Raw genomic sequence first — 25225 nt, forward strand, 5'->3', positions numbered from 1 at the left:
GGTGCTGACGCTTGGTAGGCGCCGTTACTGCTGCTTGGTGTTGTCGTTGTCGGCCAACCACCCTTTAACCAGCGCCACGGCCTTGCTGGCCGCTTCCGTGGTTGATGTGAACCGCACCACCTCCACTGGATGCCCGAGCCGCGCCAGCGACGCATGACGCTCGATCTGCGCCGGAGACAGCCGACCTTTGCCGACCTTGTTTTCGATCATCCGCAGGGTGCCGCCCTTGAGGTAGATCCGCAGGTCAGCTTCGCCAGGCGTCATGCCGGTTGCGATTGCGTCAGCCTGGGCCCGTGGCCCGCGCTTCGCGCTGTTCATGTCGCCAGCAAGCAGGAACTGGCGGCCGTACTCCGGCAACGACCGCAGGGCGCGAACCTGGGCCGCCTGCCCTTCGCTTTCCTTGATGGGTGCGTCTGCGACGGTGACTGTGCCTTTGGGCGAAGTGCGAATGACGACGCGCTTGCCGTTGATGCGTGTGGTTTGCTGCATGCCGGTCTCCTCATGTGGTGGCGCCCATGGTGGTGGCGACACACATACTTTCCGAGAACGGGCCGAAAACGGGTAGTCAATTTGTGAAATATTTCTGGACGTGATCTCACGACAAAAAAAGCCCCGCTTTCCGCGGGGCTGTGTATCTATCCAGTTGCGTGAAGATCGGGCTTGTGTTTGCCAGCCGGCGGTGGACTTGCCATAACCATCGGCATACCCGCCTCAAGGCAAGCTGCAATGAATGCTTCGCGGGCCACTTCGGTAGGCACCACCCACATCAACGCGGCGCGGCATTTGTCTACCGCCCTCTTGTAGCGCTCCCCGTGACGGAGTGGCCATTCATGCTCCAGGTAATCAAGCGCATCGTAAACGCTGAGGAATGTTCTCTCGATTCCGCATTGCAGGCGGACACGAACGGGTGCTCGAAACAAAACATCTTGGCTGTTCATTTCTTACCTCCAATCCAAAACAACCAGATCAAGAAGCACGAAAAATATTGGTGGCGCCCCACTCGGCGTCAAGACTGGCTGGACAAAAAAACGCCGGCTGTTTGCTAGTGTTGCTCGCCATCACGGTGAGGACAGCGCTTCATGAACTTGTCTATTTTTGACCGATCACCGGCGAAGCGCTCCAGGACCTCTACGGCTAGATACAGGCTGACCGAGTATTTCTGCTGGAGCTGCTCAACGGTGTATGGCTGCATCTCGTTGTCTGGCATTGCGCCCTCCTTTGTGAGGCGAAAATGCGAAAACCCTGATTCGAGTTCCCGCCACAGGAACCTCCGCTTGCCTTGGCGGTTCGCATTGCGAAAGGAGACCGTTATGAGAGATATGAATGGGAACACTGTAGGTAAGCCTGACGATCCGAAAGCCACACGCGGCTCCACATGGCGTCCAAGAGCCAAGGATGAGGACATCATCACCAACAACATGAAGCCGCGCCACCTGTTCCGGTAGGCCAGCCTGGCGACCGTGAGTGAGGCAGCGATAGCGACGGACCAGTGCGTGGTAGTCCGATCACAAAGCATTGACATGTGGATTACTTTGAATACGATATTCCGTGTTCGAGGTTCTTCCGATTCGCAAGGATTGGGAGCTAAGACGGGAATTCGGTGAGCGCCTTGGCGCAGTGCCGAAGCTGCCCCCGCAACTGTAAGCGGTGAGCACAATTCCGATTGGGTCACTAGAGCGCAGGCTCTGGGAAGGCCGGAATTGATGCGGTGATCCGTGAGCCAGGAGACCTGCCTTGAGCAATTCGGTCTTCACACCTTTCCCAAGAGGCAGTGGCAGCAATGTCCTATTCTGAATTTTCTGAAGCTATAAGTGCGTTCTTCGCTCACCCGTTCATCTTGGCGCTCGTACCCGTGTTGATCGGTTGGTATCTCAATCGAGAAAAGGCAAAGGATAAGTGACCGAGACCGCGCCCATTCCCAATCCCACTTACAGGGAATGGCGTTTCCATACGCCTTCCCCTCTGTAAGAGGGGTAAAGACCGGGAACGCGGGAACGTCAATGATTTCAGATGTTTATGCCGTTTCCAGAAGCGTCGGGAACGCCGGGAATGGGAACGTGTTTTTCAATGATATCAATAATTTACCGTTCCCGTTCCCATGGGAACGGCCATTTCTGAAATTTCCGGGAACGGGATTTTTGCTGCGAAGAGAAGAATACATGCATCGTCGCCGACCGATGAAAAAGCGGACAATCTCTCATCACGCCAATTCCAACTCGTCGATGTAAATGCGTAGCTTTCGGACGGATGATATAGATTTTCTGGTGGACAACTCATCACCTGGGAGAACGACGCTCTCGCATCGCTGACAAATATCCAGAGCCTCTTCAGCATCGCGTTTTGCTTTAGCAAAATCAGTGTGGCGCCCCACGGCCGCCTTACCTGCCCATGCAAATGCCATCACGTATCCAGAATGAACTCGGTCGTTAGCCGGAAGACTCTTATCCAATGCGAACAATTTAATTATTGCGATGGATTTATCTAGCGCTTGAAGGTCGGGTTTGCGAACACCCCAATTATTTAGGTCAATACATCGAGATATCTTCAATCGCACTAAACTCTTTGGATGGTGCACGATCGCTAATCTATGAGTTTCGCCCCAGAAATCTTCTGATAGTTTGAAAACATGATCATCTTTAGAATAAAGAGCACATTTTGCCAATGTGTGCGCAGTCAAATCGAGGAATGCCACCCTAGTCGGACTCTTCTCAGGAAATTTACTACTGAAATGATAAAGCTTAGTCGACGCTGCCCGCATTAAGAATTCGATAGGAGTAGATCTATCCGAATCCAATATGGGAGAGAAACCGTCATTAGATGCGATTCTCGTCAGTACGAACAGACTAAGATAGTTTTTCCATGCGGATTTCTCTGTGAGTAGCGGCACCTCCTCCTTAATCAATGATGCTAGGTATCTAACGATGTCATGATGATTATGCGCATCGGCCTCAAAAGAGAAGATTGATTCCAAATACCCATGCACGAGAAAGCACTTTATGGAATCTTCTATCACCAAATCATCGACGAACCCCACAAAGGCGGAAAGCGACACGCGACTTGTTGGGAACAGGACCTGATTGAGTTTTTTATTGTAATCCGTGTTGATAAAAAAGTTTGAAGCCCGCAAATCTTTTGCAACAATCAAAGGGTGAATCGCTACCTTGTCGTCTGGTGTATTAATCTTCGAGATACATTTCAGAATAGAAACTCTGCAGGCGAGCGATGGGGTAGCCCCTGAATAAAACTCAGAGCCATATGTCTCCAAGTCGGCAGCAGCCTGCAGTGTATAATCCAAAGTCTCCAAACACTCACCGGACCAAGCGGCCACAGTTTGGTATCTAAGCAGGTTGTTGACGGATGCCGCCCATCGTGGGCTAAATTTTTCTGCCTCGAGATTTACAACAATCTTGTGTGAGTTCTCTGTCGCCGCACGCCAATCAGCGACATTGCTAGATCGCCTGCACAGTTCGCTCAGAACGTTGCTTATGCTTTCCCTAATCCGTAGTTCGGTTACCGCATTGAAGCCCGGAAATGATGATTCTACGAGTTGTCGAGTGTTTCGCAGAATGCTGCGCAACGAATCTAGATCGTACTTCGAAGGATGAGCGAACGCGTCGGTGGAAATAGATGCAACCTCTCGCGTAACGACTTCAGCGATCAGATTATTCAAAGCACCATCATTGAAATCCACATGAATCTTTGCGTGAATTTTCTCCTTGGACCGTAGACCTAAAATATTGATGGTATTGATATTCCCGGATTTTGCGTGGTCACCCCAGATGATGATATCTGCATTGGCTTTCGCCAACCACTTCATAGCACGCTGCTCGATACGGCGCTCGTCTTGGTCCGTATCACCCGTGCCTTGAAGGGACAGAGGGAACTTTGCGGCAATCAGCGGCCTGCCCTCTCCACCATCGGCGCCGACTGGTCGAACGTAATTTTGGCGCAGATGTGAGAGTATCAGGTAGGAGATAGAGCGGTTATCATCGCCCCGAAGATCACAAACTAATACGCCAAGCGCGTCCCCTTTCCTCATACTGAAGTACCTGGCCTTTATCCGCGCCCACAGCGAGCGTGGTAAAGACGGCTTGGTGACCGCCAAGACGGCAGTGCCAATCAACATACCTGCGACACTGACAAAGATGTCGCGATTAACGGATCCCGACTGCAGTATTGTTTCTAGCACTAACGCCCCCAAGCAGATGATCCCGAATGAATCAGTATTTTATTTTCTTTTCAAGATGTCTGGGCGACTTGTCCAACTTAAGATTGTCATTTGCGGCACCAACAACGCCCCAATATTTCTGGTGCGGCTTGCATGTTATTTTCACCGAGTTGGCTAGTTCAGAGGGAGCAGCATGCCGCCGCCATACCCCGGATGTGCACAGTTACTGCACGGATAGAATTTTGGTATCCGTGCGTTAACTTTTAGTTGAATATTAATTCGAAATTGGTTGTGTTCCCCCACGGCATTCTGTGATGGGGACTGGGCGTTGAGCGACTTTTTTGAAATTGCATATGCGGCGGCGTCGAACCGACTCTGCCTCTTCACCGGTACTGGCTTTTCAATGGCCATGAGCGAAAATAGCGCGCCGAGTTGGCATGGTTTGCTTGAGCAAATATGCGATGCCCACATAAAAAATCAGGCGTTTAAAGACGCAATTTTCTCGAAGAGCGGCGGAAGTCACCTCCTACTTGAGGAGGCCGCTCAAATAATTGGCATCGAGTTGGCGAGGAAAGATATCAGTCTGCATGAGGAGGTGGCAGCCCTGATATCCAAAGTTAAGCTATCCGGAAGCTTCGCAGAGACAAAAAAGTTCTTGTCGGAAAAACCGCTGAGAATTGTCACCACAAACTACGACAAACTTATAGAAGAGTTGGCTGAGGATGATTGCCTATCTTTGTGTCCGGGCCGCCCGGTCCCAAGATCAGATGCTCGTGTAAAGGTGTACCACGTTCACGGCTCGATCGATGTGCCCAACAAGATGGTGATCACCGCCGACGACTATTTTAATTTTATGCATACTGAGAGTTACTTTTCTCGGAAACTGAGCACCATCCTTCATGAGAACACCGTGGTTATCCTTGGATACTCACTAGGTGACACAAATCTAAAGGCCATTCTGAATGAGTACCGGGGGTTTGTCAGAAGCCACGCGGTAAGCAACAGCGTGTTCCTGGTATCCCGAAGCAAAGTTGATCAGCGTGTCGCGGACTACTATTCGAACAGCTACGGAATACGTGTGATATCTGAAATCGGTATCGAGGAGTTCTTCAAGAAAATCGGAGAGCAGAAAAGCGACGTTTCTACAGTCAAGAAAGCTTTGAGCAACATAAAGAAAGTACTGAATAAAAATCGATCATATAAAGAAACGTACATTTCGGTTGAGAGCTCATTTTATGAAATCATTTCGGCGTTAGGTGCCGTCGGAGCTGACCTGAAGCAGGAACGCGTGGAGCAAGTTCTAGCCGACATCATCACCAAGAAGACATCTCTTTGCGGACAAAGCGGCGCTTGGGAACAATATGTTCATCTTGCCTCTTGGCTAACATATTTGGGAGGGTTGGTGGATGTCCGGGGCACATCAATCGAGCTCACCTATCTAAAGTCAGTTCAGTACTCGATGGAGCATATGAGCAAAAGAAAGCGGCTTGGATATTCCTGGCATGCATATGGCGTTTGGGATACTCGGTGGACAGCGATAACTGCCGACAACCGCTCTATTATAGCTAAATATATCCTGGACAATTGCGCGCATGTCGACGCCACTGAAGTCACATCTCGCGGTTAGTTAAAGCCAACAAAAAAGGCCGGTGCTATTCGCCCCAGCCTTCCTGTAGCTATCGCGTCTGCCAGTACATCCGTGGTCAGTGCACAAGCGTTATTTACTTCCGGTATGCGAGGCCGCCCCAGACACGGCCCTCGTCCCTGTGACGACCGCCGTGTACCGCCCCAATGTAGGCAGCTGCCGCAGACACAAGAGCAGAAGCAGCCAAGAGGAACGCGGTTAAGATGCCCGCAACTCGTGCCTTTTCAGCGGCATCTACAGCCTTCGCTTTTGCGTCTTCCACGGCTTTCTCAGCCTCAGCCCTCAGATCGTCGATCTTCTTCTGAGCCTCGTCGACTTTCTGCTGCGCCTGTGTCCGCACCGCCTGCACGCGATCGACTGTCTGGTTGACGCGCGTCTGAGCGTCAGGCTGGCTAATGCCGGTACGAGCCGCGATCTGATTAGTGAGCCAGGTGCGATCGGCGTCGGAAATTTCTCCAGTTGAAAGCAGGTTGCTCAGAATACCACCGGCTTGACGCTGAAAATCGGCACCGTTCTGATCGCCGTCAATTGCAGGCGTATCAGTTCGCAAAAGCGTGTCAGTGAAATAGTCGATCGGATTTGCCTTTAAACCCTGAGGAAGAGCCTCTTCAATGCTCGGAGCCGCAGCCTGACCAGCGCCTTGAGCGACGCCTCCAATAGCGTTACCGGCTCCAGATACAACCCCGCCAGCCAACTGGCCAACGCCCTGGGCAACTCCGCCGACCGCAGAACCAGTCGCCTCTACAGCGGATTGCGCTACGCTGCCAACGGCCCTTGCGCCACCTGACACGACACCGAGAGCAAGCAAGGCCGAAATAACAGTTCCAAGACCCCAAACAACGAGACCATTGATGCCGTCTCGTGTCGTCAGTTCGTTACGGTCGGCCGATCCAGCCGGGCGCCGCATACGACCCGTAATATAGCCGCCCAACATGTAAGAGCCAACCATCGAGATAACGACGAACAATCCTGTAATGATCAGCCAGATCACGCTGATTTCACCGCCGTCATCGGCCGATATCGAACTCAGACCCAGACCTCCGGCAAAAGCGGTAAGGATGGCGACTGCGCCGGATGCTATTACGGTGCCCGCGAAGATGGCTGGCCAATCAACATAGCTGCGATTTGTTTCAGTACCGATAGGATCGACCATTAGCGTAGCCCCAAAAATGAGAGAATGAACAGGACGATTACGACTAGCCCAACGAGATAAATGATAGAGTTCATGTTGCGTCTCCTCCGGAGGGAAAATATCGGCTCCGCGTGGCGGGTGATTGTGTGCTGCGAAAAACAAGAGCTGGTTGCTCTAAGGCCAAACTCGGTGCGACCGGAAAAGTTTCACAAACAGAGTTTCCCCGCGCCGCCCGCATTGCTGATGTTCGACAGATGTGCGCTCGGACATAGAAAACCCCGCCTAAGCGGGGTTCCTAAAATTACCAGCCTTGACGACCATACCAGTCGTCGACGTCTTTCTTGGTCTGGTCTTTGGCATAGCCGTAGCGCTCCTGGATCTTGCCTTCGAGCTGCTCGCGCTTACCGTTGATGACATCAAGGTCGTCGTCGGTGAGTTTGCCCCACTGCTCCTTAACCTTGCCCTTCATCTGCTTCCAATTACCTTCTACGCGGTTCCAATCCATTGATATGTCTCCTCTTTGTTGTGTGAGGAGAAAACGCAAGATAGCGCAAATGGTTCCCCGATAAGTAAGAACGGCGATCAAAGCCGCCGCAGACGAGACAAAAAAAGCCGCCAGCCCTGCAAGGCCGGCGGCTCTATATTTTACCACCAAAATGGTGGTTTTCGCTTGCGTGACCACCAAAATGGTGGCATAAAGAAATCACCGAAGCAAACCCGCTTCGGCAACCCGACTGGAGGATACCATGAGCATCAAGCTCACCGTCCAAGTCCGGTTCGGCAAGTGGAGAGTAACGATCTCCATCGGCCGTTAAACTGGGGGCCGGAGGGGCTGCAACCTCTCCGGTTCCCCAAGATAACAAAAGGGAGTGTGGAATTCAATGTCGGCTGAAGAACTGAAGGCGTTGCGCAAATCTACCTGTATGTCCCAGAAAGACTTTTCGATAGCGATGGGCCTTCCTCTACGGACATACGAAAATTTAGAGAGCGGTCGAGTAGATGTTCGGCAAGTCCACATGAATGCGGCGAAATGGGCGATAGTCGAAATACTGGCACAAAACAACCTAGGACTGATCCACGCGCCGGATGAGGTCGTTCTGACAGTTCAACGTGCCGCAGGCAACATCGACTAGGCCGCCCTCACAAACACCGCCAACTCCCGCCTGACCGGATCACGCTCCTCTCTCTCCACAAGCGCGCCTTCACGCATCAGCGCACTCACGAGGCTGGACGCCCGCTTGCGCTGCAATTTCAGCCGACATATTTCGCCTGGTGGCTGTTCAGCCTGTTGCTGAAGCATGTATCCTCAGGTTGAAGAATCGGGAGGACGCAAACGGCAGTTTATTTAGTGACTTATGATTTAAACAAAGAGACCAAACGCCCCGACATATTGAAAGATATCAGGGACGGAGACAGCTGGGCGATGCTATCAGAATCGTCCTACGCAATAGAAACTAACGAGACCCCCCGTCAGGTCTATGATCGTCTCAAAAAGCACTTGGACGGAAATGACAACTTGTTGGTTGTCACGATGAAAAATCCCTATTACGGCCAAGCGACGAAAGACGTCATCGACTGGCTTGATAGCAAACTGCAATAAAAGAAAGGGGCGGCATCGCGACCGCCCCTTCGTTCAAATCCGCACCGCGCCAGTTGTGAACGAACCGAGCCCGGTGGCAAAATATCCGCCTGGCACGTCAAGCCACTTTGCGATCTTCTCACCCTTCGCTGCCGCCCTGACAAGCATGCCCTTGCCGAGGGCGTCGTCGACCAGGCCGTGAAGCCGTGATTTCGACAGGGCTTTCAACTCGTCCGTAAGTCTCTCACGCATCTCGAACACGCCGCTGGCGCCTGTCTTTGTGAACGGAGCTCCAGCGTTTGCCGCGGCTTCGATCGTCACCACCAAGGCGCCAATCAGGTCACCCGTCGGCGGAGTCGCCGAGCCCAGCAGAGCAGTCTTGTCGACTAACAGGCCATGGTCATTTCGCACGTAAGTAGAGATGACGCGCCGAGCCGCACCGTTGGCCTTAACGACGCCACCCAGCACCACCTTCCCGGGCATGAACTCGACGCCGATAGCCTTGCACACCTTGCGCGCTCTTCCCTCTTCTGCCGGCCACATGGCGTAGGCTAGCCGTAGGCCATCGACCAATGCCGTGCTGCCGCGGATGCTGTCGCGCGCATCGCTGAGCGTTTCGATCGGCTTCGGTGTTTTCCTCATGTGGTGCGCGACAAGTACTGTAGCACCCGTTTCCGTAGCGAGCCTTGAAAGGGACGAGCAGACGAACTGCCCCGCGGCTGGATCCTCATTGAGCGGGAGGTGTGCGAAGCTGGCCAACGGATCGAATGTCACCAGCCGGAGATCATCGATTTCCGATAGCTGATCGCAGATCCTGCGATAGTTGTCCGTCTCTTGCAGACCCTTCTTTTTGTCGTCCTTCCAGAAGGCCTGGGCGCCACCTGCAGACGGGAGTGGGACGACGATCATCTTCCGGCCGAGTTCGGAAAACCTGTGCCCCTTATGGTCCAGGGCAGCGATGCGCCGATGAACTTCGCTGGCGTCATCTTCGCTTGTGATCATCACCGATGTGCCCCGCGCCAACACCTTGCCGCCGAATATCGGCGTATCATAGGCGCCTGAGCCAAACGAGACGCGTCGGTGGAGCTCGAGCATTGCGTATGATTTGCCCGTGTCACCCATCGCAGACACCATTCCAGGCACACCCGCTGGCATCACACCGTCCACTAGGTATTCGACCTTGGGCGGCTCGCCTTTGAAGCGATCCACGGTCCAGTCGAAGATTGAGAACACCGGCCCGATAGGGACATTGTCGTTCGCGGCGACTTTCTCCTCCAATCGGGCAAGCCGCTTTGCGACGCTGTTTACAATGAAGCGCGAGATGGCATCTTGGTCCATCATCGGTGTGTTGTCCTGCGCCGGGAAGTCGGGCTCCGGAATATGGCGCGGGTTTTGAATGCCAGCCTTCAGCCCGTTTTCAATGGTCTTGCAGCAACGTGACCAGTCCCTGCCCCAGCCACGTGCAACGTCTTGCAACAGCGCGCGTGCCTCCGCTTCACCGATCGCACCTGCGCCGACGATGGTACCGATGGAGAAGGCAGCATCGTTCAGTGCATTGTTACGGCTGCCCATGGGCGCACCAGCAAGGTCCGCCAGCTCACGGTCGACGGCGGCATCCACATAGGCGTTGTTGGTCGCAGCAGACAGACTGTACTGCGTATGGGCCGGCGCAGACTTCGGCAGCAGCAGGTCGAGCAGCCACGCCGGCGCGTCTGCGATTTCGCGCGTGTCCGTTTCCCATTTGTAGGAGCGGCCATTGGCCATCGTGCTGCCAGCGGCAAGCACGTAGCCGCCTTCGGAGCGGATATCGACACCAGCGCCAAGCGCGCCGCGGTTGCGGGTGCCCACAACGTATTTGAAGTAGATATGCAGCCCGCCGTTAGGGCTCGTCACGCGTGCCGTGTCGGGCAGCGGACCGTGCTCGGCCTCCATCTCGGCCAGCCAGTCGAAGCCGTTGGCGCCGCCCGGCTTGTTGTCGATGTCGAGTGCGAAGAATCCTGTCTTCTCGCCCGTTGGCAGGCCAACAGCTGCATCCGGATATTTCGTCCACATCCGTTCGATAAGCGGCCTATTGAGGGTAGCGCCCTTGAAGCCGTTAGGCGTCAAAGGCGTCTTTTCGCCAAGCGTAATGATCTCGCCGGTTGCCGGGTCGACATGCTCCTCAGAGTGTGAGCGGCAGGGAAACACGGCCCACGCCTTGTCGTTGTAAGATAAAGCCACGTCCATCGGTGAGGGCGTGGCGTGTAATGGAGGCGGGTTGCCAACTGCGGAAAGCGTTGAATGGCCATTGAGTGTCACGCAACCACCTTCCTTAGCTCAAACGGCATGAAATCGATCGCGTATTTTCCATCGTTACGCATGGAAAAAAATCGGCCAAGTAATTCTCTCGTGTTTGAAATTTCGTCACGAATACCGCACGCGACGCAAAAAGCGAGGAACCGCTCAGAGGCTTTGCAGCCTTCTTTATCCAACATAAAATGAAAAGACTGCTCGAGCTTGGTTTGGTCACCATCGGTTGGTTCAGCGAAGACGTTCAATCTTACCATGCCGTTTTCCACGTGGTGGTCTATGGCCCAAACGCGCCAATTTCGCCACGAAGACTCCAGGTATTTAAATGAAGGCACCGCAATTCTGAGCGAATAATTATCAGCAAAACTGCTTTCGTTTTCCATAGACTGGCCTCACATTTCAGCGATTGGGTAGGTACCTGCCGACGCGTGCCGGCAGGTTGTTAGCGGTGTGAGTGGGGGTGGTCAGGCGGCTGCGATTGTGCGCAGATTTGCGATGATGGCTCGCCATGCTGAGACTGTGAAGTCGATGCATATGAGCGCGTCTTCATCTTCAAGCTTTTCGAAAGAGCATTCTCGGCCCTCTGATTCTTGCTCAAATTCTTCGGAGAATTTGTAGGCCAGTCTCTCTGCTAGCATCCCAAGGAACTCCGATGACGTCACAGGGGGGGGGGCAATACTGTATCGAAATCGCAAGCGGTGAGAACGTAGGATTGTGTTTCAGTCATAGCTTCTCCTTCGCCGGCAGCGCCGGACGTTGAATGTGGTTGGGAATGGTGGTGGAGAATTAGGCGGGAATGCTCATCGCATCAGCGACAGCAATCTCTTCCGCAATGGCAAACCCGCGCATGAAGTCGGAATGCTCGATATCTGGGAAACGGTCACGGACGACGCTGACGCGATGCCGCTCGGGGATTTTGCGGTATTCCTCGATCAGGAATTTGGCGAATTCAGCAGAGCGGTCTGTCATGCGGTCACCCTCGCCCGTGCGTTATCGTTCGCAAAGTCATAAACGGCCGTTCGACGCGAGCCGTGTAACCAAGCGTCCAAGTCGCTAGTTTCGTATTGAACGCGTCCCCCCGTCTTCATGTAGACCGGACCAGTACCGTTTAGGCGCGTCTTATTAAGCCATGAAGGCGACATACCAAGGTACGCCGACGCCTCGATAGTATTCAATCGCATGGTGTCTCCTCACCTCCAGACGGAGTCTGGGCGCTAAAGTGAAAATGTGGATTTTGAGAAGGATCGGTCGCGGGCTATGCCGGGTTAGGGTTAGCGGTGCGACGCACCATTCAGCCGGGTCACCCGGCGCTGCTTCGTGAAGGGCACCACCCCTTCAAATATCGCGACCACCACAATCGCGAACACAAAATATATAGACTGATTTTACAAAAATTTCGACTGGTTTATTCACCGGCGGTTGCAATAAATTGTTTGACGCATTTGTAAAAAATATCGGATTTCGTCTTCAGCTTGCCAAGACTGTCAGATGGTCCGGTACGACGAGAGGTACAACAAACCCATTTTTTGCCCTGAAAAGCAGCCTAGTCGGTCCAATCGATCATCGGGGCCACGGCGAAGATTTTTTCGCCGCTTGCAAGCGCTTGTCTGTACATGGATTAACCTCTTTGCGCCGGCTTCTACAGCAAAGGACCGCAAAAAGCCAGTTTTGCCCTCGCCAGCATTTTCAACTGGAAATCAGCCCGGAATCGCGGGACAAGAATTGCACCTTAAAAAGACGACAGGAAACTCCCATGGCCGCCACCGTCATCCCCGCCCCGCAACCCGTGCTCCTGCCCGTGGACGGCACGAGCGACATGTTCCCCGTGCGGCGGGTCTATTGCGTCGGTCGCAACTATGCCGATCACGCGATCGAGATGGGTCACGATCCCTCGCGTGAGCCACCCTTTTATTTCCAGAAGAACCCGGACAATCTCCTGCCCGAAGGTCAGGATTTCCCCTACCCGTCACTGTCTTCGAACGTCCATTATGAAGTCGAATGCGTCGTGGTGCTGAAAAGCGGCGGTGCGGATATTCCGGCGGGCGAAGCGTTGAACCACGTCTGGGGTTACGCCGTCGGCATCGACATGACGCGCCGTGATCTGCAGGACGGCCTGAAGAAGATGGGACGCTCCTGGGAGGGCGCCAAGGCATTTGAATATTCCGCGCCGGTTTCGGCCATCGTCCCCGCAGAGAAAATCGGCCATCCGGCGACCGGCGCGATCTGGCTCGATGTCAATGGTGAACGCAAGCAGACGGGCGATCTTGCGCAGATGATCTGGAAGGTGCCGGAAGTGATCGCCGAGCTTTCCAAGCTCTTCACGCTTGCCGCCGGCGACGTGATCATGACCGGCACGCCGGCTGGCGTCGGCCCCATCGTGCGCGGCGACAGGATCGAATGTGGCGTCGAAGGTGTCGGCACGCTGTCCGTCACTGTCTCCTGATCATGATCGACGCATAATCCATAGGGAGGAACCGCCATGCCGCTTTTTCGTCTCGGCAACCGGGTGCCGCAGACCCCCGCTGCGGATCGTTACTGGGTGGCTCCCGACGCCAATGTCATCGGCTCTGTGACGCTGGGTGAGGATGTCGGCATCTGGTTCGGCGCGACACTGCGCGGCGATAACGAACCGATCAGCGTCGGGCGCGGCACCAATATTCAGGAGGGAGCGGTGGTGCATAGCGACCCCGGTTTTGCCGCAACGATCGGCGAAATGTGCACCATCGGCCACCATGCCATCGTGCATGGCTGCACTATCGGCGACAATTCGCTGATCGGTATGGGCGCGACGATCCTGAATGGCGCGAAGATCGGCCGCAACTGCCTTGTCGGCGCCAATGCACTGGTGACCGAGGGCAAGGAATTCCCGGATAATTCGCTGATCGTCGGATCGCCGGCGCGAGCGATCAGGACGCTGGATGACGAGGCCGTCGCCGGCCTTCGCCGCTCAGCCGAAAAATACATCGAGAACTGGAAGCGTTTTTCGAAAGACCTGGCGATCATCGAAGGATGAGAAACGGCGGGCGATAACGCCCGCCCGGGCAACAATGCCTATGACGCGCAATTGGCGCAGAGGCCGCGAATTTCAATCGTGGTCTTTTCCGCCTTGAACTTGCTGTCCTTCACCCAGCGCTCGAGGCGATGGTCGATTTCGTGATCATGGAATTCGGTCACCTGCCCGCAGGATTCGCAGATGGCAAAGGCCACCGTTCCGTGATGATGGGAGCAGCATTCGGCCTGCGTGTGGGTGCAGGCAACGAAGGCGTTGAGGCTTTCCAGCCGGTGCACGAGACCATATTCAACAAGCTTTTCCAAAGCCCGGTAAACCTGCAGCGGCGCGCGGAACCCATCATCCCGCAGCTTGTCGAGGATCATGTAGGCGCTGAGCGGCTGATGCGCATTCGACAGGGCATTCATGACCAGCGACTGGTTCTTGGTGAGGTTCTGCTGGGTCTGCACATTCATGACTTGCCTCCTTCATCCGCGGAGCGGGAAAAACCCGGCGCCGGTAACAGGCTTATAACGAACAGGATCACGGCGGCAACCACGATGGAGGGGCCGGACGGCGTATCATAGGTCAGCGAGCCGAACAGGCCGCCAATGACGGCAACCGCGCCGATCAGCGAGGCGACCACGGCCATCACCTCAGGAGTGGCCGAAAAGCGCCTTGCGGTCGCCGCCGGTATGATGAGCAGCGAGGTAATCAGCATGATGCCGACCACCTTCATGGCAATGGCGATCACCAGCGCCATCAACAGGGTGAAGATGAGCTTGGCCCGTTCCGGGTTCAGCCCCTCCGCCTCTGCGAGCTCATTATTGACGGTGGAGGCGAGCAGCGACCGCCACAGGAAAACCATGGCGACGATAACCACCAGTCCGCCGCCCCAGATCAGCGCGATATCGCTGCGGGTAACGGCCAGAATATCGCCGAACAGGAACGAGACGAGATCGATGCGCACCCAGCTCATGAAGGCGACGATGACGAGACCGATCGCAAGCGCCGAGTGGGACAAGATGCCGAGCAGCGCATCGGCGGAAAGCGCCTGCCGCCTTTGCAGGAAAATCAGCAGGATCGAAACGGCCGACGCCACCAGAAAAACGCTGACGATGAGGTTGAGCTGCAGCAGCAGCGACAAGGCAACGCCAAGCAGTGCGGAATGCGCCATCGTATCGCCGAAATAGGCCATGCGCCGCCAGACGACGAAACAGCCGAGGGGACCGGCGGTCAGGGCAACGCCGATGCCCGCGAGCATGGCGCGAACGAAGAAATCGTCAAACATGGCGCTCTCCCTGCCCGTGGCTTGCGGGGCCGTGGCCCTGATGGTCATGCTCGTGACCGCAGCCGCATTCGCCATGGTCATCATCGCGGTGACCATGGTCATGCGTGTGATGATGGCCATCTTCGGGATGGCAATGATCGGTCACGGAGCCATCCGCATGCTGTACCCGGCCATCGGGCAGATGGGTGTGATCGTGATGGTGACTGTAAACGGCAAGGCCCTTGGCGGCCGCCCCGCCGAACAACCGCATATATTCCGGGCTCTGGCTCACCGCCTGCGGCGTTCCGCGGCAGCAGACATGCCCGTTCAGGCATATCACGGTGTCGGTTTCCGCCATCACCACATGCAAATCATGCGAGATTAACAAAATTCCGCAATTGCTTGAATTTCTGATATTTTTTATCAGTTCATAGAGCGCTATCTCCCCGGAGAAATCGACACCCTGAACAGGCTCATCAAGAACCAGCAGATCCGGCTTGCGCGCGATGGCACGGGCGAGAAGCGCACGCTGGAACTCGCCGCCGGACAGATGCTGGACTTCTGCACCCGCCAGATGCGCGATGCCCGTGGCGTTCAACGCCGCATCGATCTCGCAGGCAGCGAGCGGCCCGGTCAGCGTCATCAGCCGACGCACGGAAAGCGGCATGGTCCAGTCCACGGATAGCTTCTGCGGCACATAGCCAACACGCAGACCGGCAATGCGCGACACCTCACCTTCGCTTGGCTTCAACACGCCGATGGCCATTTTCGCACTGGTGGATTTCCCCGAACCATTGGGGCCGATCAGCGTAACGATCTCGCCTTTGCTGACGGAAAACTCCACGCCGCGCACAAGCCAGCGGCCGTTGCGCTGCACGCCGGCATTGGAAAGGGAAACCAGTATGTCGCTACCCTTGGGGGCGGAATGAAGCATGGGATTGTCCGATTGGCGATGTTGCTTACCGCTATTGCATACGTTATAGAGTTACGCAATAAATGTAATAACATAACTATACTTCTTCAAGTGGAGTGCATTTCATGAAGTCGATCCTGATCCCGCTCATGGCATCGGTGGCAATAGCAGTGGCCGCTTCCGGCGCAACGGCCGCACCCAATGTCGTGGTCTCGATCAAGCCTGTCCACTCCCTTGTCGCGGCAATCATGCAGGGCGTGGGCGAACCGCAGCTCCTCGTCGAAGGTGTGGCCTCTCCTCACACCTATAATCTCAGGCCCTCCAATGCACGCACGCTGGAAAAGGCCGATCTGGTCTTCTGGGTCGGGCCCGGGCTCGAAGCTTTCCTGGAAAAGCCGCTGGAGGCGCTGACCAGCAAGGCGACTGTGGTGGAACTGGAAGACGCCAAGGGGCTGGAAAAGCTGCCCTTCCGCGAAGGCGGCCCCTTCGAGGCGCATGATCATGGCCAAGAAGAACACGGCGAACATGACGGCCATGCCGAAAAGGCAGGCACGCATGATCATGCCCATGATCACGACGATCATGAGCACGGCGCATATGACACGCATCTCTGGCTTGATCCCGCCAATGCCAAGGCCATGGCGCAGGAGATCGAAACCGCGCTGATTGCGGCAGATGCCGGCAATGCCGCAACCTATCAGGCCAATACGAAGAAGCTGATCGATGACATCGACGCGCTGGACACCGAAATTGCGGAAACGGTCAAGCCGGTGAAGGACAAGCCCTTCATCGTTTTCCACGATGCTTACCAATATTTCGAACACCGTTACGGCGTGAAGACGGCGGGATCGATCACCGTCAGCCCCGAAACCCTGCCAGGCGCGGATCGCGTCAGCCAAATGCAGGAAAAAGTCCGCCAGCTTGGTGCGACCTGTGTTTTTGCCGAACCGCAATTCGAGCCGAAACTAATCTCGGTCATCACCGAGGGCACGGCGGCAAAATCCGCAACGCTCGATCCGGAAGCGGCGACGCTGGAGCCCGGTCCCGATCTCTATTTCAAGCTGATGCGCGGCATTGCCGCCTCACTGAAGGATTGCCTGTCCTGATCCGGACTGGCGATCCTTCTCTCAAGGCTTCGGCGCCATCTCGGACCAGACCGGACCGCTGATGCTCTGCAGGGTTTCCGGTGACGCGCCATTGATGCGCGCAAGAAGGGCTGTCGCAAGCTCCCTGCCCGCCAGCTTGATATCTTCATTGACGGTGTGGATCTGCGGCTTGATCCAGTTCAAAAACTCTGCGGACTGCTTCGAGACGATATCGATATCCTCGCCGATCCTCACACCCGCCGCCTCGAAACCCGCCACAAGGGCGATGGTGCTGCTGCCGCTGATGGAGACGATGCCATCGGGACGATCGTCCGATTGCATCAGCCTCTGGCCAAAATCGCGAATCCTGTCGAGCGGCGTTTCAATGGTCACGGCATCGATTGGAAATTCGGAAAGGCCGAAATCCCTGATCCCGCGATTGAAGCCCTTGCGGGCATGGTCGTGGAAGGAAAAGCGTGACGGGGGCACGATCACGGCAATCCTCTTGCGTCCGCATTGAGCCAGTCGCTCGACAGCCTCATAGGCGTAAGCCTCGTTGTCGAAATCATGATAGGCATGTGCGATGCCCATATCCGAGCGGCCATGGGTGACGAAGGGCATGTTGCGCTCCGTCATGAAACGCACGCGCGGATCGTTCGGCTCGATCTTCGAAATAATCACCCCATCCGCCGAGCCGGTCTCGAGAATGTAGCGGATCGGCACCATGGAATCCTTGGCATGGGTGTGTGGTGTAACGACAAGGTGATATTGAGTGGTGGCGAGAACCTCGGTGATGCCGAACACCATCTGGCTGGTGAAACCCATCAACTCTTCATCGACGCTCAGCACAAGGGCAATCACATTGGTCTTGCCGGTGCGAAGACGCACACCGGCACGGTTCGGCTGATAGCCGATCTGCCGGGCGATAAGCCGCACACGCTCCTTGGTTTCAGCGCCGATATCCGGTGCATCCTTCAGCGCGCGAGACACGGTGGTAATGCCCAGGCCTGTCATGAAGGCGATGGTCTTCAAGGTCGGGCGTTCGCCCGTCATGGCGGGAATATCGCCCCCGCCGGATTTACCTGTATCGTTCATGTCATTTCGCCACGCTTTACCGGACAGTAATCATAGATAGCTTTTGCTCTGTTGCAAAGGCAAACGTCACAAACCGCCGACCAGCGCGCTCATGGCGACGCAAATCATGACTATAACGATATAGGCAGGGAAAAATTCCTCCGGCGCCCGCAAAACCTCCCTAACCTCAGATGCAGAGATCGCGATCGCTTCCAGGCGAAAAAATCCTTATTATTTAGATTAAATAATCAAATGAAACATATGATTCAAAACGTAAAAACATGATATATTAAAAAAAATACCCTCTGCCAGTTATCGCCTTCCGCCGGCAGGCATCTTTACCTTTGTAAGTTTCATCCTGAAGGCATGACGGAACGATTATTTTACGGTAACGTTGCCGGAGGGAGGAGACTGTCTAGCCGGACGAGCTTGTATCAGCCGGTGCACGGGCATCCGTCTTCCCCAGATTCTGACACAAGCCTGCATCATAATGCCGGCCCATCCGCTTCGAATTCATATTACGCAGGGTCCGATCATGATTTCCTCCTCCACGCCCGAAACCGTCATCGATCTGGCCGGGCTGTGGCGCCTGGAATCCGCGGAAGGAGACCATGCGACCGAACTTTCCATACCCGGCGACATTCACAGCGCACTCAAAAATGCAGGCATCATTCCCGACCCCTATCACGGTGCCAATGAAAATGCGGTGCAATGGGTCGCGCAGCGGGACTGGATCATCCAGCGGACATTCGTGCTCGATGACGCTGAAGCCAGTTGGTATCTCGACATCGATTACCTCGATACAGTCGCCATCATCTTCGTCAACGATGTCCCGGTTCTCACGGCAGACAATTGTTTCCGCCGTTACCGCCCAGACGTATCGCGCGCGCTGCGGCCCGGCGAAAACACCATCCGCATCCATTTCCACTCCAACATCGCCGCCGGCGCGGAACGGCAGGCGCGGCAGCCTTTTTATATTCCCTATCATCCGGGCAATTCGCCGATCGCCAATGGCAACATGCTGCGCAAGCCGCAATGCCATTTCGGCTGGGACTGGAACATCGCGATTGCGCCACTCGGCCTTTACGGCAAAATCCTGCTGAAGCGCCTTGATACCGCACGTATAGAACATGTCGTCACCTTCCAGCACCATGTCGAAGGCGGCGTCGAGCTGCATGTCGCCGTCACGCTGTTTGCCGAGGGCCCCGCGAGTCTGCCGGTCTATCTGTCGCTGAATGATGAAAGGCTCAGGCTCGATTGTGGCGTCGGAGCCGGTGAAACGGTGGTACGCCACGTCTTCTTCGTGGAAAATCCGGAGCTCTGGTGGCCGGCCGGCAGTGGTGAACAGACGCTCTACACGCTGACGGTGGAATTGCCTGATGAGACAGTCACCCGCCAGATCGGCTTCAGGACCATCGAGCTTCTAACGGACAAGGACGAGGCCGGCAGCCGCTTTGCCTTCCGCATCAATGGTAGGGAAATCTTCTGCCGCGGCGCCAACTGGATCCCCGCCGATGCGCTCTATTCGCTGACCAGCCGGGAAAAGACCGAGGACCTTCTCTGCTCCGCGGTCGAGGCAAATATGAATATGATCCGCGTCTGGGGCGGCGGATTTTATGAGGAAGACTGGTTTTACGATCTCTGCGACCGTCTCGGCCTGCTGGTCTGGCAGGATTTCATGTTCGCCTGCAATCTCTATCCCTGCAGCGAGGATTTCCTCGATAATGTCGAACACGAGGTCGATTATCAGGTGAAACGCCTCTCCTCCCATCCGTCCATCGCGCTCTGGTGTGGTGATAACGAGCTGGTGGGTGCGCTGACCTGGTTCGATGAATCTCGCAACAATCGCGACCGTTATCTCGTAGCCTATGACCGCCTGAACCGCACCATCGAACGGGCTCTGAAAAAAGCCGCTCCCGAAGCGCTCTGGTGGCCATCGAGCCCCGCCTCCGGTTATCTCGATTATGGCGATGCCTGGCACGCGGATGGTTCCGGCGACATGCACTACTGGTCCGTCTGGCACGAGAACAAGTCGTTTAATAATTACCGTTCGGTGAAGCCGCGCTTCTGCTCCGAATTCGGTTTCCAGTCCTATACATCCATGCCCGTCATCCGCACCTACGCGGAAGACAGGGACATGAACATCGCCTCCCCGGTCATCGAGTTGCACCAGAAGAATGTCGGCGGCAATGAGCGCATCGCCGGCACCATGTTCCGCTACTTCCGCTTCCCGAAGGATTTCGAGAATTTCGTTTATCTGAGCCAGGTGCAGCAGGCGCTGGCCATCCGCACGGCTGTCGATTACTGGCGCTCGCTGAAGCCCCATTGCATGGGCACGCTTTATTGGCAGCTCAACGATACCTGGCCGGTCGCCTCATGGTCGAGCCTCGATTATGGCGGCGGCTGGAAAGCGCTTCATTATGCCGCCCGCCGTTTCTTCCAGCCCGTCACCGTCTCGGCCATCCCTTCCGACGATGGACGCCGGGTGAGCTTCTCCATGGTCAACGACACGGCGGAAGATGTGGAAATCGACATGAACATCGTTGCGCTGACCATGGACGGCAACCGCGTGCCGCTGAAATCCGCCAACGGCACCTGCGCGACCGACAGGGCCGCCACGCTGACGGATATCGACATGGACAGCCTGCCTGATGGCGCCATCCTCGCCTGGAATTTCATCGCTTCCAACGGCATGACCGGCGAAGGCCACCATGTGCGCGACACCTACAAAGCGCTGGAGCTTCAGCCTGCTGGCCTGACATTCACCACCAACACACTGAAAAACGGCCAGTTCGAAATCGATGTGACGGCTACGGGTCTCGCCCTCTTCGTCATGCTGGAGGCCGATCAGCCCGGGCGCTATTCGGATAATCTGTTCGATCTTTCCGCTGGCGAAACGCGCCGTATCATCTTCACCCCGAAAGCGGATGGCGGGCAGCCGCATTTCCGCATCTTCGATCTTTATACCTGCCAATCCTCGCATTGAAACAAGGCGGAGAAAGGCATAACCATCCCTCTCGGAAATGACAGGTGCGCCCGCGCCTGTCCCATCAGTTCAAAGGGCTGCCGGATTCTGCGCAGCCGATCATCAGCAAATGGAGGAAGACCCATGGTTTGGCAACCGGCCGAAAACCGATACAAATCCATGAAATACAATCATTGCGGAAAGACCGGCCTGAAACTGCCGGCGATTTCGCTCGGCCTTTGGCACAATTTCGGCAATGACACGCCACACCAGACCAAACAGGCCATCTGCCGCCGCGCCTTTGATCTCGGCATCACCCATTTCGATCTCGCCAACAATTACGGCCCGCCGCCCGGTAGCGCCGAAACCGCCTTCGGTGAAATCCTAAAGACGGATTTCAGAGGTTATCGCGACGAGATGATCATCTCCTCCAAGGCCGGTTACAACATGTGGCCAGGTCCCTATGGCGAATGGGGCAGCCGCAAATACGTAATCGCCTCCTGCGACCAGAGCCTGAAGCGCATGGGGCTGGATTACGTCGATATCTTCTATTCCCACCGTTTCGACCCCAATACGCCGCTTGAGGAAACCTGCGGCGCCCTGGACCAGATCGTGCGCTCGGGCAAGGCGCTTTATGTCGGCATCTCGTCCTACAATTCGAAGCGCACCCGTGAGGCCGCAGCGATCCTGAAGGACCTCGGCACGCCCTGCATCATCCACCAGCCGAGCTATTCGATGATCAACCGCTGGATCGAGGAAGACGGTCTCGTCGATACGCTGGAAGAACTGGGTATCGGCTCCATCGTCTTCTCCCCGCTGGCGCAGGGCATGCTGACCACGAAATATCTCGGCGGCGTGCCGGACGGCAGCCGTGCTGCGCAGAGCAAGTCGCTCAACCCGGCCTTCCTCAACGAGCGCAATGTCGAGAACATCCGTGCACTCAACAGCATTGCCGAGCGGCGTGGCCAGACGCTGGCGCAGATGGCGATTGCCTGGGTTCTGCGCGGCGGCCGCATCACCTCGGCGCTCATCGGCGCAAGCCGTGTCGAACAGGTCGAGGATTGCGTGAAGGCGCTCGACAAGCCGGATTTCACGGCCGAAGAGCTTGCCGAAATCGACGGTTACGCCAAGGAAGCGGATATCAACCTCTGGGCAAAATCCGCCGAACGGGTCTGACCGAAAAAAAGACCGCCCGGTTTTGCCGGGTGGTCCTATCACTCAATGAGGCAGCGAAAGTCGCTACCGGAACAGAAGGGGCTCGTTGTAGGAAATCCGGCCGTTTTCGAATGGCCCCGAAGCCCCCCGCGCGCTCACATGGGTTACCCAAGCTTGGGTCGAGGTTCCTTTATTAGCCGCAGAACACGCGAATGACGGTCGACTTCGGATTAGTCACAGATTCTGTGGCAGTGCCGCTATGAACAAAGTTCAATCTTGACGGTGTGTCATTAGCAACGCGCTCTTGTCGTCCATAATGCCGCGAGTCTCCGGGAATATTCAGACCAACAGTCGCGGATGAAGGCCCTCCAATATATTTCTGGTAGCGCGACGCACCACAAGCGTCAGAAGACGACCCGGCGTTATTAAGCGTTGTCGGCGCAGTTGTGCAGCCACTAAGGGTGATCAATATGAGCGACACTGATGTAACTAATCTTGACTTCATGCTTATCTCTTCTACTCGCCTTGGTCGTGGTCAGATATATATTTCTCACTAAAGTCGCACGTATCTAATTGCAAACATTTCAGAATTTGAACGTTTTTTGAGGTGAATAAAACTATAATTGGCACAACGGATCGACGTTGAATGCCATCGCAGCGCGCGTTCGGCTCAGGCTCCGTGGTGCGTTTCGCGCACTGGAACCTGCCGTCAGCCTCGGCGCCATGGTACTTGCGCTTTCGCGGGCAAGGCGGATTTTGGGGTTTAATCAACAGCAGCATTTGCACGTGACGGCGTGGTGGACAAAACGACGGCCGGGTGGTCGGATCACTTTGGCAGCAAGAAAAATCTCAAAATAGAAGATTAACTCCCGCCCCTAACCGTTAATAACCATTACATAAATGTAATTTTAAATTCAGTTTCCGTTCATTCGTTTATTCGTAAGTTCTCCTCATCGAAACCCAAGAGGAAACTTCCATGAAAAAGTTCGTCACCATTCTTCTGGCCGCTACCGTTCTCGCCGCTCCGATGGCTCAGGCCCAAAGCCGCCACGACGATCGCCATCGCGGCGTCACCGTCGAGCGTCAGGTCACCACCAAGAAGGTCATCGTCAAGAAGCACCGCTGGGATCGCGGCCAGCGTCTGTCTGCGGGCGAACGCCGCCATGTGATCGACCGCCGCGATTATCGACGCTATCGCCTTGCCGAACCGCGCCGCGACCAGCGCTGGGTCCGCGTCGACAACCAGTTCCTGCTCATCAATGCCGTCAGTGGCCTGATCGTCGGCCTCGCCGCCGCCCGTTAATCCAGGCATCGATGAAATGAAAAAGGCCCGCTCGCGCGGGCCTTTTGTCGTTTGTCGTTTCAGCCGATCAGAAAATGTCGGCACCGCTGCCCCAAGGGCCATGCGGCTTGTCCACACCGTCGGTGCGTTCGAAACCATGCGCGCCGAAGAAGTCGCGCTGCGCCTGAATGAGATTGGCGCTGCCGCGGCCACGGCGATAGGCGTCGAAGTAACCGAGTGCCGAAGCCAGCGCCGAAACCGGCAGGCCGGAGAGAACGGCATAGGAAACAACACGGCGCAGCGGTGCGTCGGTATCCTTGACGATGCCGGCAAAGGCAGGCGTCACGATGAGGTTGGCCACATGCGGGTCCTTGGTGAAGGCCGAGGTGATCTCATCGAGGAATTCCGAGCGAATGATGCAGCCAGCGCGCCAGATGCGCGCGATCGTCGGCATCGGCAGGTTCCAGTTGAACTCCTTCGAAGCGGCCGACATGATGGCGAAGCCCTGCGCATAAGCGCCGACCTTGGCGGCCAGAAGCGCGCTTTCCAGATCGGCGATGAAGGCCTTTTTGTCAGCCGGTGCCGCTGCAAGGGTCGGCAGGCCGAAGATCTTCTCGGCAGCTTCGCGCTCGTCCTTCTGCGACGACAGGATACGGGCAGCCACGGCCGCCTCGATGGCGGTTGCGGCGACGCCCATGTTCTGCGCCTCGATGACCGACCACTTGCCGGTGCCCTTCTGGCCGGCCTTGTCGAGGATCAGATCGACCATCGGCTTGCCGGTGATCGGATCGGCGGCGCGCAGGACCTTCTCGGTGATTTCGATCAGGTAGGAATTCAGGCGACCCTTGTTCCACTCGGCGAAAACATCGGCGATTTCGACGGCGCTCATGCCAAGGCCATCACGCAGGATGCCGTAGATTTCGGCGATCATCTGCATGTCGGCATATTCGATGCCGTTATGGATGGTCTTGACGAAATGGCCAGCGCCGTCATTGCCGAGCCATGCCACGCACGGATCGTTGTTGTACTTGGCGGAAATGGAAGTCAGCACCTTCTCGACGCGCTTCCAGCTATCCTCGGTGCCGCCGACCATGATCGACGGTCCATGGCGCGCGCCTTCTTCACCGCCGGAAACGCCCATGCCGATAAAGGTCAGGCCGCTATCCTTCAGATTGTCGAAACGGCGGATCGTATCGCGGAAATTCGCATTGCCGGCATCGATCATGATGTCGCCGTTGGCGAGGTGCGGTTTCAGGATTTCCATCTGCTGGTCGACCGGATCGCCGGCCTTGATCATGATGATGATCGGGCGCGGAGGGCGAATGGCGGCGACGAATTCCTCGATGGTTTCGCAGGGGATCAACTGTCCCTGCAAGTCCCCAGCCTCGGCGTAGAATTTTTTCGTCGCTTCAGGGGTTCGGTTGAATACGGCAATCTTGTTGCCCTTTTCCGCGATGTTCAACGCCAGGTTCGAGCCCATGACGCCGAGACCGATCAAACCGATTTCTGCCTGTTCCACGGATGTGCCTCCATCTTGCTTTTAGGTGGTCGTGTTGTGGCACTGTAATGAACAAACGGCAAGGCTGGGGGCGACTGAAACGATTAAATTTTGATGACGCAAATCAGCTTTGCATATTTGCGACAGGTCGAGGCCAGGTCAAAACTGACCTTTTGCGTCC

Annotated in this window: 22 protein-coding genes and 1 riboswitch; of the genes, 8 read left to right on the forward strand and 14 right to left on the reverse strand. The window is 55.9% G+C overall.

Going from position 1 to position 25225, the window contains the following annotated elements; genetic code table 11:
* Positions 1-24: 24 nt before the first annotated feature.
* The 3 genes from AC1ROR_RS04940 to AC1ROR_RS04950 form a co-directional block, all read right to left on the reverse strand.
* The gene (locus AC1ROR_RS04940; protein ID WP_498588765.1) at positions 25-489 is read right to left on the reverse strand and encodes a VRR-NUC domain-containing protein; all 465 of its coding nucleotides are present in this window, start codon (positions 487-489) and stop codon (positions 25-27) included.
* Between the two features lie 146 nt (positions 490-635).
* The gene (locus AC1ROR_RS04945; protein WP_498588766.1) at positions 636-938 is read right to left on the reverse strand and encodes a DUF982 domain-containing protein; all 303 of its coding nucleotides are present in this window, start codon (positions 936-938) and stop codon (positions 636-638) included.
* Positions 939-1042: 104 nt separating this feature from the next.
* The gene (locus tag AC1ROR_RS04950) at positions 1043-1207 is read right to left on the reverse strand and encodes a hypothetical protein (RefSeq protein ID WP_498588767.1); all 165 of its coding nucleotides are present in this window, start codon (positions 1205-1207) and stop codon (positions 1043-1045) included.
* 103 nt (positions 1208-1310) lie between these two features.
* Between AC1ROR_RS04950 and AC1ROR_RS04955 the strand changes: the two genes are divergently transcribed.
* Positions 1311-1445 carry a hypothetical protein gene (locus AC1ROR_RS04955; protein ID WP_498588768.1) on the forward strand — a complete coding sequence of 45 codons (135 nt, stop codon included), beginning with the start codon at positions 1311-1313 and terminating at the stop codon, positions 1443-1445.
* Positions 1446-1538: 93 nt separating this feature from the next.
* A riboswitch (cobalamin riboswitch) is annotated at positions 1539-1751 on the forward strand.
* Between the two features lie 449 nt (positions 1752-2200).
* Here the strand turns inward: AC1ROR_RS04955 and AC1ROR_RS04960 are convergent.
* Positions 2201-4189: a hypothetical protein gene (locus AC1ROR_RS04960; RefSeq protein WP_498588769.1), complete on the reverse strand. Its 1989-nt coding sequence runs from the start codon at positions 4187-4189 to the stop codon at positions 2201-2203.
* Positions 4190-4496: 307 nt separating this feature from the next.
* On the opposite strand from AC1ROR_RS04960, the gene AC1ROR_RS04965 reads away from it, so the two are divergent.
* Positions 4497-5795, forward strand: a complete 1299-nt coding sequence (locus tag AC1ROR_RS04965) for an SIR2 family NAD-dependent protein deacylase (RefSeq protein WP_498588770.1) — start codon at positions 4497-4499, stop codon at positions 5793-5795.
* 94 nt (positions 5796-5889) lie between these two features.
* On the opposite strand, the gene AC1ROR_RS04970 is transcribed toward AC1ROR_RS04965, so the two are convergent.
* The 5 genes from AC1ROR_RS04970 to AC1ROR_RS04990 form a co-directional block, all read right to left on the reverse strand.
* On the reverse strand, positions 5890-6966 hold the full coding sequence (locus AC1ROR_RS04970; protein ID WP_498588771.1) for a hypothetical protein: 1077 nt from the start codon (positions 6964-6966) through the stop codon (positions 5890-5892).
* Positions 6967-7246: 280 nt separating this feature from the next.
* The gene (locus AC1ROR_RS04975; protein ID WP_003515874.1) at positions 7247-7450 is read right to left on the reverse strand and encodes a CsbD family protein; all 204 of its coding nucleotides are present in this window, start codon (positions 7448-7450) and stop codon (positions 7247-7249) included.
* A 1128-nt stretch (positions 7451-8578) separates the two neighbouring features.
* Complete coding sequence (locus AC1ROR_RS04980; RefSeq protein WP_498588772.1) at positions 8579-10822, reverse strand: bifunctional DNA primase/polymerase; 2244 nt, start codon at positions 10820-10822, stop codon at positions 8579-8581.
* On the reverse strand, positions 10819-11196 hold the full coding sequence (locus tag AC1ROR_RS04985; RefSeq protein ID WP_142851079.1) for a hypothetical protein: 378 nt from the start codon (positions 11194-11196) through the stop codon (positions 10819-10821). The genes AC1ROR_RS04980 and AC1ROR_RS04985 overlap by 4 nt, the downstream gene beginning before the upstream one ends.
* A gap of 403 nt (positions 11197-11599) precedes the next feature.
* Complete coding sequence (locus AC1ROR_RS04990) at positions 11600-11782, reverse strand: hypothetical protein (protein WP_498588773.1); 183 nt, start codon at positions 11780-11782, stop codon at positions 11600-11602.
* 784 nt (positions 11783-12566) lie between these two features.
* Between AC1ROR_RS04990 and AC1ROR_RS04995 the strand changes: the two genes are divergently transcribed.
* Both AC1ROR_RS04995 and AC1ROR_RS05000 read left to right on the forward strand, forming a co-directional pair.
* Positions 12567-13256 carry a fumarylacetoacetate hydrolase family protein gene (locus AC1ROR_RS04995; RefSeq protein WP_498588774.1) on the forward strand — a complete coding sequence of 230 codons (690 nt, stop codon included), beginning with the start codon at positions 12567-12569 and terminating at the stop codon, positions 13254-13256.
* 36 nt (positions 13257-13292) lie between these two features.
* Complete coding sequence (locus AC1ROR_RS05000) at positions 13293-13826, forward strand: gamma carbonic anhydrase family protein (RefSeq protein WP_498588775.1); 534 nt, start codon at positions 13293-13295, stop codon at positions 13824-13826.
* A 38-nt stretch (positions 13827-13864) separates the two neighbouring features.
* Here the strand turns inward: AC1ROR_RS05000 and zur are convergent, their stop codons facing one another.
* From zur to znuC, 3 genes are read right to left on the reverse strand one after another with little or no spacing between them, the layout of a single operon-like run.
* Entirely contained in the window at positions 13865-14278 is a 414-nt protein-coding gene (gene zur / locus AC1ROR_RS05005) for a zinc uptake transcriptional repressor Zur (RefSeq protein ID WP_035217240.1), read from the reverse strand.
* Positions 14275-15093, reverse strand: a complete 819-nt coding sequence (gene znuB, locus AC1ROR_RS05010) for a zinc ABC transporter permease subunit ZnuB (RefSeq protein WP_035217238.1) — start codon at positions 15091-15093, stop codon at positions 14275-14277. Before znuB ends, zur begins: the two co-directional genes overlap by 4 nt.
* Positions 15086-16006 (reverse strand): zinc ABC transporter ATP-binding protein ZnuC, encoded by a 921-nt coding sequence (znuC, locus tag AC1ROR_RS05015; RefSeq protein WP_498588776.1) that lies wholly within the window; start codon positions 16004-16006, stop codon positions 15086-15088. Before znuC ends, znuB begins: the two co-directional genes overlap by 8 nt.
* Before the next feature lie 104 nt (positions 16007-16110).
* On the opposite strand from znuC, the gene znuA reads away from it, so the two are divergent.
* Positions 16111-17091 (forward strand): zinc ABC transporter substrate-binding protein ZnuA, encoded by a 981-nt coding sequence (gene znuA / locus AC1ROR_RS05020; RefSeq protein WP_498588777.1) that lies wholly within the window; start codon positions 16111-16113, stop codon positions 17089-17091.
* A 21-nt stretch (positions 17092-17112) separates the two neighbouring features.
* Here the strand turns inward: znuA and AC1ROR_RS05025 are convergent, their stop codons facing one another.
* Positions 17113-18165, reverse strand: a complete 1053-nt coding sequence (locus AC1ROR_RS05025; RefSeq protein ID WP_498588778.1) for a LacI family transcriptional regulator — start codon at positions 18163-18165, stop codon at positions 17113-17115.
* A 469-nt stretch (positions 18166-18634) separates the two neighbouring features.
* Here AC1ROR_RS05025 and AC1ROR_RS05030 point away from each other — a divergent pair, with 469 nt between their 5' ends.
* The 3 genes from AC1ROR_RS05030 to AC1ROR_RS05040 all read left to right on the forward strand — a co-directional run bounded on the left by AC1ROR_RS05030 (position 18635) and on the right by AC1ROR_RS05040 (position 23567).
* A complete protein-coding gene (locus tag AC1ROR_RS05030; protein WP_498588779.1) occupies positions 18635-21130 on the forward strand; it encodes a beta-mannosidase in 2496 nt (831 codons plus the stop codon).
* 123 nt (positions 21131-21253) lie between these two features.
* Positions 21254-22285, forward strand: a complete 1032-nt coding sequence (gene mgrA, locus AC1ROR_RS05035) for an L-glyceraldehyde 3-phosphate reductase (protein ID WP_498588780.1) — start codon at positions 21254-21256, stop codon at positions 22283-22285.
* 955 nt (positions 22286-23240) lie between these two features.
* Entirely contained in the window at positions 23241-23567 is a 327-nt protein-coding gene (locus tag AC1ROR_RS05040; RefSeq protein ID WP_035223395.1) for an RcnB family protein, read from the forward strand.
* A 67-nt stretch (positions 23568-23634) separates the two neighbouring features.
* Here AC1ROR_RS05040 and gnd read toward each other — a convergent pair whose 3' ends face one another.
* A complete protein-coding gene (gene gnd, locus AC1ROR_RS05045) occupies positions 23635-25065 on the reverse strand; it encodes an NADP-dependent phosphogluconate dehydrogenase (protein WP_035223392.1) in 1431 nt (476 codons plus the stop codon).
* Between the last annotated feature and the right edge of the window lie 160 nt (positions 25066-25225).

It is taken from the genome of Agrobacterium sp. GW821-FHT14E08 (genome assembly GCF_058803865.1).

Excerpts from the sequence above, each read along its gene's own strand:
- AC1ROR_RS04940 (WP_498588765.1), bottom strand. The coding sequence starts at position 489 with ATGCAGCAAACCACACGCATCAACGGCAAGCGCGTCGTCATTCGCACT.
- AC1ROR_RS04945 (WP_498588766.1), bottom strand. The coding sequence starts at position 938 with ATGAACAGCCAAGATGTTTTGTTTCGAGCACCCGTTCGTGTCCGCCTG.
- AC1ROR_RS04950 (WP_498588767.1), bottom strand. The coding sequence starts at position 1,207 with ATGCCAGACAACGAGATGCAGCCATACACCGTTGAGCAGCTCCAGCAG.
- AC1ROR_RS04955 (WP_498588768.1), top strand. The coding sequence starts at position 1,311 with ATGAGAGATATGAATGGGAACACTGTAGGTAAGCCTGACGATCCGAAA.
- AC1ROR_RS04970 (WP_498588771.1), bottom strand. The coding sequence starts at position 6,966 with ATGGTCGATCCTATCGGTACTGAAACAAATCGCAGCTATGTTGATTGG.
- AC1ROR_RS04975 (WP_003515874.1), bottom strand. The coding sequence starts at position 7,450 with ATGGATTGGAACCGCGTAGAAGGTAATTGGAAGCAGATGAAGGGCAAG.
- AC1ROR_RS04985 (WP_142851079.1), bottom strand. The coding sequence starts at position 11,196 with ATGGAAAACGAAAGCAGTTTTGCTGATAATTATTCGCTCAGAATTGCG.
- AC1ROR_RS04990 (WP_498588773.1), bottom strand. The coding sequence starts at position 11,782 with ATGACAGACCGCTCTGCTGAATTCGCCAAATTCCTGATCGAGGAATAC.
- AC1ROR_RS04995 (WP_498588774.1), top strand. The coding sequence starts at position 12,567 with ATGGCCGCCACCGTCATCCCCGCCCCGCAACCCGTGCTCCTGCCCGTG.
- AC1ROR_RS05000 (WP_498588775.1), top strand. The coding sequence starts at position 13,293 with ATGCCGCTTTTTCGTCTCGGCAACCGGGTGCCGCAGACCCCCGCTGCG.
- zur (WP_035217240.1), bottom strand. The coding sequence starts at position 14,278 with ATGAATGTGCAGACCCAGCAGAACCTCACCAAGAACCAGTCGCTGGTC.
- znuB (WP_035217238.1), bottom strand. The coding sequence starts at position 15,093 with ATGTTTGACGATTTCTTCGTTCGCGCCATGCTCGCGGGCATCGGCGTT.
- znuC (WP_498588776.1), bottom strand. The coding sequence starts at position 16,006 with ATGCTTCATTCCGCCCCCAAGGGTAGCGACATACTGGTTTCCCTTTCC.
- znuA (WP_498588777.1), top strand. The coding sequence starts at position 16,111 with ATGAAGTCGATCCTGATCCCGCTCATGGCATCGGTGGCAATAGCAGTG.
- AC1ROR_RS05025 (WP_498588778.1), bottom strand. The coding sequence starts at position 18,165 with ATGAACGATACAGGTAAATCCGGCGGGGGCGATATTCCCGCCATGACG.
- AC1ROR_RS05030 (WP_498588779.1), top strand. The coding sequence starts at position 18,635 with ATGCCGGCCCATCCGCTTCGAATTCATATTACGCAGGGTCCGATCATG.
- mgrA (WP_498588780.1), top strand. The coding sequence starts at position 21,254 with ATGGTTTGGCAACCGGCCGAAAACCGATACAAATCCATGAAATACAAT.
- AC1ROR_RS05040 (WP_035223395.1), top strand. The coding sequence starts at position 23,241 with ATGAAAAAGTTCGTCACCATTCTTCTGGCCGCTACCGTTCTCGCCGCT.